The sequence below is a fragment of the Streptomyces sp. NPDC002181 genome, assembly GCF_042890485.1.
Lineage (GTDB): Bacteria > Actinomycetota > Actinomycetes > Streptomycetales > Streptomycetaceae > Streptomyces.
The window spans coordinates 85839-100590 of record NZ_JBIASC010000019.1 but is presented as its reverse complement, the minus strand read 5'-3'; the positions used below and the strand labels follow the sequence as shown (position 1 = coordinate 100590).

The following is a 14752-nucleotide window of genomic DNA, read 5'->3' as shown; positions in this document are numbered from 1 at the left end:
AACGCTGAAAATGACGATCTCACGTGATGGCCCCCCTGAGCTGTGAGATGGACAGAAGTCAGCGGCACCATGTCTTCACGTCTGCAATCCTGTCAACAAGTTTCTGAACTCCAGGTGCCCGATTTGAGTCGGGAACGCCCAAGGTGCGCCGTGCGTGACATGAGTCACTCGTGGGGAATGTGATACTCCGCTGATAAATCGAACGCGCCTTTCGTAAGGTGCGCTTGTTCTGGACCCTGCCGGTCCAGAGTTCGTGCTTTCCGTGTCCTGTGGGGGGATTTGGTTGTCTCGTAGAAATGGTTCCGCCGCGCGCTCGCGCACCAGACGATCGCGCGTCGCGGTCGTTGCCGCGCTCTCGGTCCTCTTCTCCGGCCTGGGCCTTCCGGTCGTGGAGGCCGCGGACAAACCGCCAAAGGTGTGGGCGCCGCCCAATACGCCGCTGCCGGATGCCAAACCCGTCAAGGGGGCAAACGCGAAGGCTCCGGCCAAACAGGCGCCGGCTGGCCGGAAATGGGCCCCGGATTCGAACGCCAAGGTTCCATCGGGCTCGGCTAGCGTCACCTTAGGGATCAAGGAAACGGCCCGCGGCGCCACCGGCCCCGGAGCCGTTCAGGCCGGTAAGCTCCCTGTCTGGATTGCGCCTGTAAATGGCGTGAATCGGTCGGTGAATTTGTCATCTCTCGCCGTCGTGGGCTCGGACGCCAATTCCAGCCCCGACAGCGCACTGCGCGTCGAGGTGAAGGACGCCGCCAAGACCCGTGCCGCCGGAGTCAACGGCGCGCTCGTCGCCCTCAGCGGCGCCCCAGGGGCGAGCCCCTCGGGGAAGGTGGAAGTCGGCCTCGACGTCTCTGCATGGGCGAAGGTCGCCGGAGCCAACTGGGGTGACCGCGCCCGACTGGTGCAGCTGCCCACCTGTGCCCTGATCACCCCCGGCGCCCCCGGCTGCACGACCCGTACGCCCCTCGCCTCGCACCGTGATGCCGCAGGGCGGCTGGTCGCGGAGGTCGACGCGCCCAAGAGCCCCGCGGCCCTCGCCCTCGCCCCCGCGCCGAAGACGCGGCCCGGCCCGGCGGCCAAGCCGGCAGCGCCGCAAGCCCCGCAGATGCTCGCCGCTCAGGACGTCGCGATCGCGCTGGAGCCCGGACCGAAGGGTGCCAGCGGCGACTACAGCGCCACCCCGCTGCTGCCTTCGGCCTCCTGGCAGGCCGGGGCGAACGCCGCGAACTTCACCTACGGCTACACCGTCGAGGTCCCCAACGGCATCGCCGGCGCCGGCCCGGGCATCTCGCTCGGTTACGACTCCTCCTCCGTCGACGGCCGCACCGCCTCGACGAACGCCCAGGCGGGTCTGTTCGGCGAGGGCTGGGAGTGGAGCCCGGGATCGATCTCGCGCTCGTACAAGGGGTGCAAGGACGCGGGCATCACGGACTCGGGCGACGAGTGCTGGGCCGGCGACATCCTGTCCCTGAACCTGGCGGGCCACTCCGGCCAGATCGTCCGCGACGACACCAGCTGCGTGTACCGCCTCCAGGGCGACGACGGCACGAAGGTCGAGCGTCTGACCGGCCAGCGGAACTCCGCCTGGAAGGGCGAGGGCTTCAAGGTCACCACGACCGACGGCACCCAGTACTACTTCGGCTCCAACCGCCTGCCCGGCGGCGACGGCACCGACCCGGAGGCCAAGTCCGTCTCCACGGTCCCCGTCTACTTCAACAGCGGAGCGGACAAGTGCCTCGGGTCCGAGACCCCGGCCAACGGGACGTGGCAGCAGCTGGGCTGGCAGTGGAACCTCGACTACGTCGTGGACCCGCACCAGAACCTGGTCTCCTACCGCTACGAGCAGGAGGACAACTACTACGGGCGCGGCGGCGGCCAGAACAACGGCACCGGCACCTCCACCAAGTACCAGCGGAGCAGCTACCCGACCTGGATCGGCTACGGCCAGCGCCTGCCCGAACAGATCACGGCCAAGGGCACGGCCAAGCCCGCCGCCCAGGTGTGGCTGCGGGGCGCCGAGCGCTGCTTCCCCGGCGGCGCCATCACCTGTGACCCGGCGCAGCGAACCAAGGACAACGCGAAGTCCTGGCCCGACACCCCCGTCGATCAGGAGTGCGCGGCCACCGGACAGTGCCTGAACCTGTCGCCCACCTACTTCTCCACCAAGCGGATCAAGCAGATCGACACCGAGGTCCTGGCCGGCACGGAATACCGCCCTGTCGACTCCTACCTCCTGAACCAGTCGTTCCCGCCCCCGGGCGACGGCACCTCGCCGACGCTCTGGCTCGATTCGATCGTGCGCAAGGCGTCCAACGGGCAGGCCGAGAAGGAATTGCCCGCGGTGTCCTTCGAGTGGCTGCAGATGATCCCCAACCGCGTCGACGGCGTCGTACGACGCCCGGACGGTACGGACGCCTCGGCCCCGCGCTACTACCGCCCCCGCATCCAGAAGATCACCACCGAGACCGGTGGGCTGATCAACGTGGCCTACAAGGCCCCGGAGTGTTCCCGGGTCAAGGGCACCATGCCGTCCTCCGAGGACGGCAACACGATGGCTTGCATGCCGGTCAAGTGGTACCTGCCCAAGCAGTCGTACCCGGACCCGGTCAACGACTGGTTCAACAAGATCGTCGTCCAGTCCGTCACCCAGCAGGACATGGTCGCCGGCCAGGTCACCACCGTGACCGACTACGAGTACGGCGGCGGCATCGCCTGGCACCGCAACGACTCCGAGTTCACCGACCCCAAGACCCGCACCTGGGACCAGTTCCGCGGCTACGCCACGGTCACCACGCGCACGGGCAACGGCAACGCGGCCGAGGCCCCACGCACCAAGAGCGTGGCCACCTACCTGCGCGGCATGGACGGCGACGTCCTCGCCAACGGCACCAAGCGCAGCGTCAGCGTCCCGGACACCCAGGGCGGCACGATCAAGGACGAGGAGGTCCTGTCCGGGCGGGTCCGCCAGACGCAGACGTACGACCGTGACGGCGACGGCGGAGCCGTCGTGGCCGACGAGGTCACCACCCCCTGGCTCGGCAAGAAGGTCACCGCGACCCGCGCCCAGTCCGGCGGCCTGCCCGCCATCACCGCCCAGGCGCAGAACACGGCCAAGGTCACCGGCCGCGCCAAACTGTCGGACGGAACCTGGCGCGTCAGCGAGCGCACCTCCGAGTACGACGACACCCTTCTCTCCCGCCCGACCAAGGTCGACGACAAGAGCGACCTGGCCCGCCCCGAACAGCGCCTGTGCACCACATTCGACTACGCCACCGGCCCCGGCGGCGCCCTCACCCAGCTGGCCTCCCGCACCCTGGTCCTCTCGGGCGACTGCGGGCAGCCCCCCACGGCCGCGAACACCGTCGGCGACACCCTCGCCTCCTTCGACGGGCTGCCCGCCGGGCAGAGCGCCACCACGGGGGACCAGACCGGCACCTCGGTCCTGGAGAAGTACGACGCGGCCGGCAAGCCGGTGTACCGCCTCAACTCCACCTCGACGTACGACGCGTACGGGCGCGCCACCAGCAACACCAACAAGACCCGCAAGGACGCCGCCCACCCCGACGGCGCCGTGACCACCACGGAGTACAAGCCGGCCACCGGCTCCGTACCGACCGAGGTCACCCACACCAGCCCGCTCGGCTGGAAGACGGTCACCACCCTCGACGCCGGCCGCTCGCTGCCGCTGAAGACCACGGACGAGAACCAGCACGTCGCCGAACGCGAGTACGACGCTTTCGGCCGCGTCACCTCCATCTGGCAACCCGGCCAGGAACGGGCGAAGGGCGCCCTGCCCGTGCGCAAGTTCTCGTACGCGATGAACGGCACGAACGCGCCGTCCACCGTCCTGAGCCAGGCGCTCATGGGCGTCGGGCAGAACTACTCAGCCAGCTACACGATCTACGACGGTCTCGGCCGCGTGCGTCAGACGCAGGCGAGCACCGTCTCCGGCGCTGACGGCCGCCTCATCACCGACTCCTTGTTCGACTCGCACGGTCGCCAGGTCAAGACCAGCAGTCAGTACTACAACGACGAGGCCGGCCCATCGGGCGCGCTGTTCCTGCCCAACGGAGGCGTCAACCCCGACAGCAAGATCCCTGCCCAGACCATCTCCGTCTTCGACGGTCTGGGCCGTCCCACGGCCTCCGTCTTCCAGTCGTACGGCGTGGAACAGTGGCGCTCCAAGACCGAGTACCCCGGTGTTGACGAGACCCGCACCATCCCACCCAACGGCGGCTACGCCACCGCGACCATCACCAACGGCACCACCTCGCTCCTGCGCCAGTACAAGGCCAACACCCCCACGGGCGCGTACGACGAGACGACCTACGAGACCAACGCGCAGGGCAAGGAACTCCGGCGCAAGGACCCCGCGAACAACGAGTGGACCTTCGCCTACGACCTGCTCGGCCGAACGGTGAAGACCACCGACCCGGACGCCGGGACCAGCACCACCGTCTACGACGACGACAAGAACCTCACCACCGTCACCGACGGCAGGAACAAGAGCGCCACCACCGTCACCGACCTCCTCGGCCGCACCATCGCGACCTACGAGGGCAAGGCCGTCGACCCCGCCAAACAGGTCGGCGCCTTCACATACGACACCAAGGCCTTGGGCAAGCCCTCCACGAGCACCCGCTACATCGGCGGAGCCGGCGGCACGGCGTACGTCTCCGAGGTCACGGGGTACGACGGCGGCTATCGCCCCCTCGGCACCAAGACCACGATCCCGGCGGCCGAGAAGGGCCTGGCCGGCGTCTACGAGGCCAAGAACACCTACAACGCCTACGGGCAGCTCACCAAGACGGCTTTGCCCGGCATCCCCAACGCAGGGCTCGCCTCCGAGACCCTGACCGTGGGCTCGGACGCCTCCGGCAACTTCTCCTCGCTCGGCAGCAACATCGACGGGCTTCGCACCACTTACGTCCCGCGCATGTTCTTCGACCCCTACGGGCAGGCGGTGCGGACCACGGTCGGCGAGGCGGGCACGCAGCTCGTCTCCACCGTCGACTACGACGTCGCGACCGGACGGCAGATCCGCTCCACGCTCGACAAGCAGACCGCGGCCACCGCCAGCGTCGACGTCGTCGACTACACCTACAACCAGGTCGGGCAGGTGACCTCGATCGGCAGCACGCAGGACGGGGCCACCCGTGACCTGCAGTGCTTCACCCACGACTACCTGGGTCGGCTGACGCAGGCCTGGACCGACACCGGTACGCAGACCACGGCCCCGCAGCCGAACGTCCGCGGCCTCGGAGGCTGCACCAACACCAACGGTCCGGCCGTCGACGGCGCCGGCAAGCCCAGCGTGGGCGGCCCGGCCCCGTACTGGCAGCAGTACGAGTACGACCTCCTCGGCAACCGTACGAAGCTGGTCAGGAAGGACGCCGGCGGCAACGCGGCCAAGGACACCACGGTCACCCAGACCTTCGGCGGCCGCCAGAACACCCCCTCCTCCGACCCGAAGACGGGCGGCGGCACGGGCGGCCCACACGCTGTGGTGACCACCACCGAAACCGGCCCGTCCGGCACGAAGGTCACGTCGTACACGTACGACGCGGGTGGCAACACCGCCTCGATCACCAGCACCCCCGGCACCAAGAAGCTGACCTGGAACGACCAGGGCAAGCTCGACAAGATCACCGGTACCGGTGAGAGCGCAGGCACCAGCTACCTCTACGACACGGGCGGCAACCAGCTCATCCGCCGCGACCCGGGCACCACCACGCTCAACCTCGGCACCGACCAGATCACCCTGGACACCGCCACCGGCAAGGTCTCCAACGTCCGCACGTACGCGGCCCCGGGCGGCCTGTCCATCACCCGCACCACCACCGCCGGAGCCTCCAAGCTCACCTACCAGAGCTCCGACCACCACGGTACGGGCGGCGTGCAGTTCAACGCCACGGACCTGGCCCAGGTCCGCCGCTCCTCGGACCCGTTCGGCAACGACCGAGGCACACAGCCTGCCCCGGGCAGCTGGGCCGGCGACAAGGGCTTCATCGGCGGCACCAAGGAAAAGTCGACAGGCTTCACCCTCCTCGGCGCCCGCGAATACGACCCGACGACGGGCCGCTTCCTCAGTCCCGACCCGCTTATCGACGCCACCAACCCACAGCAGTGGAACGCCTACGCGTACTCCAACAACAGCCCCGTCAACGCATCGGATCCCAGTGGACTGATGCCGATCACGTGCTCCGACGACTGCTCGCCCGAGATGAAGTGGGCAGATGAACACATGTCTCCCATCTCGTGGGGTGACGACGGGCCCGACAGCAGCGACCTGGACGCGGCCAACGCCAAGGTCACCCAGACCAAGAAGAAGCGCGACCAGCTCATCGGCCAGGTCGTCGACCTCATCGGCGACCTGATCGGCTACAACGACGCCCGGGACTGCTTCACCAAGGGCGACGTGATGGCCTGCATCAACACCGCCCTCAACTTCGTCCCCTGGGGCAAGATCGCCAAGGCGATCAAGGTGGGCATCAAGGCCTTCAAGATTTACAAGGAGGTCAACAAGGCCTACGACGCCGTCCACGCGGCCGAACGCGGCGCGGCCCAAGCCGCCGAGTCCTTCAGCAAGGCCAAGAAGGCCTTCAAGGAAGCCAAGGACGCCGAGGCCAAGGCAGCCCAGTCGGCATCGGAGAAAGCCGGCAAGGAAACCGCCACCGACAGCGCAGGCACGGAGAGCAAAGCCGCCAAGGAAGGCTCCGACGCAGAAGCGAGCGCGAGCTCAAGCGAGTCCCGCAGCAGCAGCGGCCCGGAGTCGGGCGGCTCGTGCAAGACGAACAGCTTCCCGACCGGCACCAGCGTCCAGATGGCCGACGGTACGACGAAGGAGATCCAGGACGTCCGGGTCGGCGACTCGGTCCTCGCCACCGACCCGCAGACCGGTGAGACCCGTCCCCAGCAGGTGACGGCCACCATCACCACCCCGGACGACAAGGACTTCACCGACCTCACCCTCACCGACGACTCCAACCCCCGCGCCCCGCCCGTCCAGCTCACCTCCACTCTCCACCACCCGCACTGGAACGAGACCCGCCACCAGTGGGTCGACGCGGGCGAATTCATCCAGGGCGACCAACTCCGCCGCCCCGACGGCACCACGCTCACAGTCGAGTCCAAGCGCAACTACCGGTACGCCTTCACCACGCACAACCTCACGGTCAACGACTTCCACACGTACTATGTGCTGGCTGGAGCCACGCCGGTCCTCGTTCACAATTGCGGTCCCGGTGGCCCGGAGTTTGGCCAACCGTGTACCTGCAGTTCCGATCAGAGCTTTGCGAGGCTCGGAACCAGCAAGGAAAGCACCGGGCGGCTTTCCACCCAAGCGCAAAAGGCGGAAGAGAACCCGAAGTCATTCGGGCACGGACTGTCGGTGCGTGCAGTTGGCGGTCCGATTGAAGGTGCATCCGTAGCAACCAAGGAACAAATAGAGGCGGCAGGTTTCTCACTCATCTTCACCCCCACTCGGAATCTCCCTATGCATCACACACTGATAATTCCGAAACCGGTAGACTCGACAGTTCAAAGAGGATTCAATGCCGTGTTTGGGCGGAGGTAAGGTGAGCGAGAGCTCGGTAGAGAAGCTTGACCACCTGCAGGTTCTGGTCATCTTCGACTGGCGAGATGGGCCAATCGAAGGGATCGCGAGACCCAGGGATGGAAACACCTGCTGGCACTTCAAGCTGTTCGCGGAGCGGCTGGAAACTGAGACTCTCGACGACCGACTATTCGCTCTCTGGGCGATTCCGGATCCAGATAGCGCAATCCTGCGTGAAGAGTTCGGGCGGGACGATCAAGGCGGCTATGTTTGGCCGGTATCTGGCGGACTCGGCTCAATCAAGGCGCAAAATGTCGTCGATAATCTCCTGTCTTCCAGGCCGGAATCGCCGAATCTGATCATTCGAACTCCGGATCTTGTTGATGTATTCGGCGTGTGGAATGTGACGCTGGATTGAGCAATAGCTGCGAAACGTGAGAGGCTCCACCGGGTGCGTTCCCGGTGGAGCCTCTCGTGTGTGTTGGGGCGGCTGACGGCAGTAGTTGACGGCAACGTCAGCGGATGTGGGCTGCACGAAGTGGTGACTCGTCGCGGTCATCGTGCTGGCCGGTGGTCTCGTTGGAGACCTGGAGGGCGTGGCTGAGGAGGTCAAGGCGTTGCGCTGGGGGCGGAGTCTGACGTGGGCGTAGACCGTGGCGGTGAGGTCGATGTGGGCGTGGCCGAGGATTTCCTACCCGTGATCACTCGTTCAGCTCAACGAGACGCTCGGCGTGGAGAAACGACGACTACAACGGTCACGCAGCGCTACATGTCCGTCGGCCGTAGCTATACGAGAACAGGGCCGTCATCGCCGCCCACCTGTTCCTGACCGAACAGCGGAGGACCCCAAAAGCCCCTGCCAGGGCATGACCCTCTACCAGGCCCTGGGCCTCCTTCAACGCCTCATCGCCACCTGGACCGGCACCTGCCCCACCTGCCAGCAAACCGTCCCCCGGCAGCCCCACGACACCAGCTAGCAAAGCACTACTGGTGGTTCCAGAGCCCCGAAGCGGACCTTCCGCGGCTGCTTCGGTTAGGCTTCGCCGCGCAGCCGTCGGGCGATGTCGATGTCGTCCTGCAATGCGCTGAACCTGGGGTACGGCTCGCGGGTGGCGTCCAGGACGCACACGTGGAGCTTTTCGCCGGTGCCTGGTTGAGCCACGTCGGCATTCCACCAGGACGGATGCTTCACCTGGTCGATGAATCCGTATACCCCCTCATGTCCGTCCACCTCGACTTTCGAGCCCACAGGTGCCACTGCGACGACCGTCACGTCGAGTTCCTGATGATTGCGGAATGTCACTCCGACCCTCCAAAGATTTTGACCCAGCTGCGGTCCAGGACCAGCTCGTTGAACCGGTCGAGCTTCTCTACGGGTATCGCGAACTCCAGCCGTACGGCGCCCTTCGGTCCGTTCCTGTCGTGGACCTTCACATGGTCGCCGAACTCTTCGAGAAAACTCGGATGCATCTCATATTTGACCATTCCCTTGGCGAAGTTTACTCCGGTCGGGCCGGCGTATTCGGCCGCCACCGCCCGTTCGCCGAAGTAGATCTTGCCGTCCGAAATGATGCCACCGCCGATGTCCACTCCCGGCTGGTGGTTGGCGGGATTCGGACCGTGGTCCAGTTCGTACTGAGCGTGGGCTCCCTTCGGTGTGCGGTAAATCGGTATGTAGTCCGGGGCGAGACCCAGGTAGTCCGTCCACGCATGCGGGTTTGCCACGTACGTGAAGGGGTTCGGTGCAGGGGCGAGGCCGAGCGGGTCGGAGGTGAGGTAGCGGGCGGTCTCGGGGTCGTAGTGACGGAAGTAGTTGTAGTGCAGGCCCGTCTCCGGGTCGGCGTACTGGCCTGGGAAGCGGAGTGGGGTGTACGCGGTACTGTCCGCCGCCCACGTGGTGAGCCCCCACAGCGTCGAGCGGGTGTGCCATGCGACGTTGCCGGACTCGTCGACCAGCTCGGTGGGAGCTCCGACCAAATCGGTGACGACGGCGAAGAATCGGGAATCCACCTCTTCCCGCGATGCGCCGAGGATGCGTTCCGTCTGGGCGATGGGACGGATGTCCTCGTGGTCCCAGGTGATGGCCACGACGTGTGGCTGCTCGGTCGAGCTACTGGTCTGCTCGCACAGTGTGTTCCCGTCCCAGGTGAAATCGATCCGTTCGGCGACGTTCTCGCCGTCCTGCGCCAGACGGAGCTTGGCCGTGCGGCGCCCGAGAGGGTCGTAGAGGTAGCGCCACAGGGTGCCATCGGGGGTGGTCGTGGAGACGAGGCGGTCTTCGGCATCCCAGGCGTAACGCCATACCTCCGGTTTCCGGGAGGGCCTGGTCTTGCGGCGGACGGTGACGCGGCCGAGCGGGTCGTGCTCGTAGCGCACGGCGCCGGCGCGGATGAGGCGGTTCCGGTCGTAGGCCCGCTCTCCGGTCGCCTCGCTTCCGGGATGATCGGCGGGCCATGCGGCGAAGGTCTGGTTCCCTGCCTGGTCGTAGGCGTAGGTCTCGGTCCAGCCGGCTGCACGGACCGAGGTGACGCGCCCTGTGGCGTCGAGCTGGTACTCGTGTCGTCCGTCGGAAGCGTCGTCGACGGTGGTGAGGTGGCCGTCCGCACGATAGCCGTAGTCGCGGTGACGTACGCCGACGCCTGCCGGGCCCGTGACGGTCTGGGCCGTGAGACGCCCGGCAGGATCGAAGACGTGGCTCAGGACGAGGGAACCGCCGATACGGCGCGTCATCTCACGACCTGCTGCGTCATACGCGAAATCGAACGAGCGACCGGAAGCCGTCATCGCCGTGCGGCGGCCGACAGCGTCGCAACTCCAGGTCGCCGTCGCGCCGGTCGGGGTGGTGCGGCCGGTTCGGCGTCCCAGGTCGTCATAGGTGTACGCCAGCGTCCGCCCGTCGACCGTTTCCGAGAGGAGCCTGCCCTCGCGGTCGCGCAGCATGGTGACCGTCATGCCGTCGGATCCCCGGGCCTCGGCCAGCTGGTCCGTGAGGTCGTAGGCGTACGTCGTGACGCTGCCGGCGGCGTCCTTGCGGACGATCTGGTCCAGTGCGTTGCGTTCGAAGGTGGTGGTCTGACCGAGTGCGTTCGTGCGCGAGGCGAGAGTGCCCGTGGGCTCGTACGTGTACCTGATGGAGCGGTCGTCGAAATCCGTCTCGGACGTGAGGCGTCCCGCGGGGTCGTAGTTGTAGCTCCAGGTCAGACCTTCCGGGTTGATGACCTCCGTAAGACGCAGATCGGCGTCGTGCCGGAAGGTGTGACGGACGCCGTCAGGGCCGGTGCGAGCCGTGAGGACATCGAACTCGGTGTATTCGAAATGGGTGATCCCGCCGAGCCGGTTGGTGTGGCTGGTGCAGTTTCCCTCGCCGTCCCAGGTCCAGCTCTCGGCTGCGCCATCCGCGTGGACGCGGCGGGCGAGCCGGCCCTCGACCGTCCACTCCAGGTGAGTGGTGGCTTCCGTCGGGTCAGTGATGGCGGTGGGGCGGCCGAAGGCGTCCCGCGCGAAATGCGTTGTGGCGCCGAGGGCGTCCGTGACCTCGATGGGGAGGCCGGCGCGGTCGCAGCGGATGGTGGTCGTATGGCCCAGGGGATCGGTCACGTAAGCGGGGCCGCCCGCCTCGTCGTAGCCGAAGCGGATGGTCCTGCCCATCGAGTCGGTGGTCGAGATGCGGTTGCCTCGCTCGTCATAGGCGTACCGCACTATTTGGCCGTCGGCCCTTTTGACCTGGACGGGGAGGCCGAGTTCGTTGTGGCGGGCAGTGGTTCCCAGCCCGTCGGGGCGTATCACGCTGACCAGATTGCCGTCGTCGTAGCCGTAGGTGGTGGTGCGGCCCAGAGCATCGGTCTGCGCGACAAGACGGTTGTGGCGGTCGCGCTCGAAGCGTGTGGTGTGGCCGAGCGGATCGACGTCGGCCACGATCCTGTACCGGTCGTCGACGAGATACCGGCGCGTGTGCCCCTCACCCGTGATGGTTTCGGTCACGCGGTGGCCCGTCGCCTCGTCGACGGCGTCGTAAGAGAGCCGCAGGACCATGTGCCCCTCGCCGCTGCCCTCCGCGATACAGCGGTTCCGCTCGTCGTACTCGTACGTGTAGGACCGGTCGTTGGTGTCGGTCCACGACCTGATGCGGGCACGGTCGTCATAGGTGAAGCGCAGGGGCAGACCGGAAGAGTTGACGACCTCTGTCAGGTTTCCATCGGCGTAGCCGTAGGCGAGGAGGCGCGGGCCGCCTCCGAGGTGGAGGGCGGTGATGCGGCCGTCGGCCGTGTCGAAGCGGAGGCGGTAACCGGCGGAGTGGGCGATGCCGAGCGGGGTGCCGTGTTCGTCGTACTCGAAGGTGATGAGATTGCCGTTGCGGTCCTCGAGCTGGGCGATCGGGGCGATCCCGTCGCCGTCCGGGTCGCCGGCGGGCGGGCTGAAGCGGCGGACGTGCCCGGTGCCCGGGTCAGTGAGGGTCCAGTCGCCGTCCGGGGTGCGCTCCAGGAGGTGGCGGGGAGCGGATGCGGACAGCGGTGCGACAGCGACGCCGGGGGCAGTATGCGGGTACGCCACGAGCAAGCCGTCTTCGGTGACGAGGACGGCACCCTCGGCGTCGACCTCCAGGTGCTGGTCGATCGTCGACGTCCACGTGGGGCCGAACCAGCGCCCTCCCGTGTACCCCGATTCGGCGCGCCGGACGAAGGCCAGCGGCAGAGTGCCGGGCAGCACGATGTCGGTCTGCGGCAGGAACATCCGGCCGGTGGCCAGGTCGACCGGGTCGGTGTTGTCGTACCGCTTGGCGACATCGGGCGTCTCGCTGACGTGCGGACCGTTCGCGGTATGGCTCGCGCGGGCGGGTCCCTTGATGTCGTCGAGGTGTTTGGCGGCGGTTCCGAGCTTCTTGAGGGAGCCGAGGCCCTTGGAGCCGATGAGCTCGGGTATCAGCTTCCCGACGCCTTCGGAGGGGTCCTTCATGAATTCGTCGAGCATCTGCTTGCCGGCGCCCCAGGGGTCGTTGGCCATGGTGACCAGGCCGGCGGCAGTCGAGTTCAGGTTGGTGAGGTATTCGGCGGGGTGGGTCAGGTTGTATGGGTCCAGCGGGTTGAGCGCGCGGGCGAAGTTGGCGATGCCGGCGGTGCCTTTGACGACGCCGCCGGCCAGGTGGGTCTTGGCGAGGTCGAGGTAGTCGAGTCCGTCGCCGAGCTGCTTGGTGTATGAGGGTTTGGGCGGGGCGGCGTCGCGGGCGGCGCGGACGGCCGTGGCGGTGGTGTCGGCGACCTCGTTGCGCTGCTTGCGGGCGTTGTCGAGCTTGTCCTGGGCGGCCGAGGCGAGCGCTTTGCCGGGGTCGACGAAGTCCTTGGCGTCGACGGGCCGGGGCGGCAGCGGGTCCTGCTTCGCTTCCACCGCGTCCTTGTAGGCGGTGACCTTCTTGTTGTGGGCGGTGCGGGCGTCGGTGGACACCTTCTGGGCGTGCTCGTACTCCTCCAGGGCCTCCTTCGCCTTGGTCTGCGCCCACTCGACCGTCTCGGCGAAGCGTCCCATGGCGTCGGCGGCCTTGCCGAAGGCGTCGGCGGCCTTGAACCAGCGCGGGGGCTCCTTGGCCACCTTGTCGCGGAAGGTGTTCGCCGTCTCGCCCTTGAGGCCCTCGGGCTGGGTCATGGCCTTCAGGCCGTTGCCGACCGATTCGAAGGCCGTCTTGAAGTCGTTCAGGTGGGAGACCTGGGCCCGGATCTTGGAGACGCTGCCGTAGACGAGCTTCTTCGGGTCGTCGCTCTGGCCGAGTTCCAGCTCGGAGACGTCGGCGCCGAGCTGGTTGGCGGCCGAGCGGGACTTGTCGCGGATCCAGTCCCCGGCGTCGTCGAGTCCGACCTCCTCCGCCAGGTCGGCCGTTTTGTCGCCGGCCCACTCGATGGCGTCGCCGACCTTCTCGATTCCGTGCTCGACCTTGTCCTCGATCGAGTCCGGTATGAAGTCGCCCAAGCCCATCAGTTACTGCCCCCGTTGCCCTTCGTCTGCTCCAGCAGGTCCTTCAGCGACCCGATCCTGCCGGTGGAGGTCACCGTGTCCTTCGTGTCCGACCAGGTCTTCTTGATGTCCTCGGCGCCCTTCTCGAAGGACTCCTGGCTGTAGTCGGGCTTGTAGACGTCCGCGCTGAAGATGTCGCCCCAGGACTTCTGCTCGATCTCGTCCTCACTGGCGTGCGGATTGCCGTAAGCAGCGTTCGCCACGACCTTGAACGCGCCCTGGACGTACTGGTCCTCTTCCCAGACCGTCCCCGCCGCGATGCCCAGGTTCCCCGAGAGGGTGGAGGCGTCCTGGATCAGGGAGCGCACGCCCCACTCCCAGCGCTCGCAGAAGTCCTCGAAGTCCTTCGACAGCGTCCCGTGCCCGGTCTCCATCGCCGTCATCGACAGGTTTTCGAATCCCGCTCCCTGCGAGGCGCCGGCCGCGTCCCCCGACTCGCGCAGCTCCGATATCGCCGCCCGCAGCCCCTTCTGGACCAGGGAGACCGCCTGCGGGGAGACTTCGAGGTCACCGTCACCGTCGCCGGCCATCAGGCCACCCCCGCCGCGGACCCGGTCTCCGGCTCGATGTCCACGGCACAGCTGTCGGGAACGATCCCGGCGACCGGCGGAAACATCATCGACCCCTCAGGGTCTGCCACGTTGACGGCGACACCCGCCGGGCCGTCGACCTCGGGAACGACCGCGTCGGCCAGGCGCGCGCCCAGGATCGCCAGATACGGCCACTCCCGGTCGGCTTCCCCGCGTGCTTCGGCGAACCGGGCCATGGCCCCCTCGTCGGTGAACGCGTAGAACCAGCGGATCCCGCCCGAGAGCGCCGACATCAACCCGCCCTCGCCGTCCCCCGAACCACCGGAACGCGGCACCAGCAGGACAGCCCGCCGGAACTCACCCACCAGACGCCCCGGATCCCCGGCACCCGCCCGGAAGGCGGCAATCTCCGCGGTCAGTTCCATGGTTCTGTCCCCCTTAAGGGCGATTGACACCCGGATGGAACACTACCTTGGGCACCGAAATACCTGGCTGAGGCCGCCCATCCAGCCGGGACGTCTGCCGTGTTCGCCAGATGCGATGGAAGCGCTGGCCAAGCCCCTGAGCCGAATCCAGGGTGACGGCTGAATGAACCTGCTCCCCGCCCCCGTGGGGATGACCCCAACTCGTCCACATCGCCCATGCCCTGCGCCGTGCCGCAAATCCC

At 67.4% G+C, this 14752-nt stretch carries 6 protein-coding genes; 2 read left to right on the top strand and 4 right to left on the bottom strand.

What is annotated here, in order from left to right; genetic code table 11:
- Positions 1-664 precede the first annotated feature (664 nt).
- Together ACFYXV_RS32245 and ACFYXV_RS32240 are read left to right on the top strand one after the other, a co-directional pair.
- Positions 665-7573: a polymorphic toxin-type HINT domain-containing protein gene (locus tag ACFYXV_RS32245; protein ID WP_389384824.1), complete on the top strand. Its 6909-nt coding sequence runs from the start codon at positions 665-667 to the stop codon at positions 7571-7573.
- A 1-nt stretch (position 7574) separates the two neighbouring features.
- Positions 7575-7970 carry a hypothetical protein gene (locus ACFYXV_RS32240; protein WP_389384823.1) on the top strand — a complete coding sequence of 132 codons (396 nt, stop codon included), beginning with the start codon at positions 7575-7577 and terminating at the stop codon, positions 7968-7970.
- Between the two features lie 615 nt (positions 7971-8585).
- On the opposite strand, the gene ACFYXV_RS32235 is transcribed toward ACFYXV_RS32240, so the two are convergent.
- Genes ACFYXV_RS32235 through ACFYXV_RS32220 form a run of 4 tightly spaced genes read right to left on the bottom strand, consistent with a single transcriptional unit; the run spans position 8586 to position 14510 of the window.
- A complete protein-coding gene (locus tag ACFYXV_RS32235; RefSeq protein ID WP_389384822.1) occupies positions 8586-8855 on the bottom strand; it encodes a hypothetical protein in 270 nt (89 codons plus the stop codon).
- A complete protein-coding gene (locus ACFYXV_RS32230) occupies positions 8852-13510 on the bottom strand; it encodes a putative T7SS-secreted protein (protein WP_389384821.1) in 4659 nt (1552 codons plus the stop codon). Before ACFYXV_RS32230 ends, ACFYXV_RS32235 begins: the two co-directional genes overlap by 4 nt.
- A gap of 5 nt (positions 13511-13515) precedes the next feature.
- Positions 13516-14085: a hypothetical protein gene (locus tag ACFYXV_RS32225; RefSeq protein ID WP_389384820.1), complete on the bottom strand. Its 570-nt coding sequence runs from the start codon at positions 14083-14085 to the stop codon at positions 13516-13518.
- On the bottom strand, positions 14085-14510 hold the full coding sequence (locus ACFYXV_RS32220; protein ID WP_389384819.1) for a hypothetical protein: 426 nt from the start codon (positions 14508-14510) through the stop codon (positions 14085-14087). Before ACFYXV_RS32220 ends, ACFYXV_RS32225 begins: the two co-directional genes overlap by 1 nt.
- Between the last annotated feature and the right edge of the window lie 242 nt (positions 14511-14752).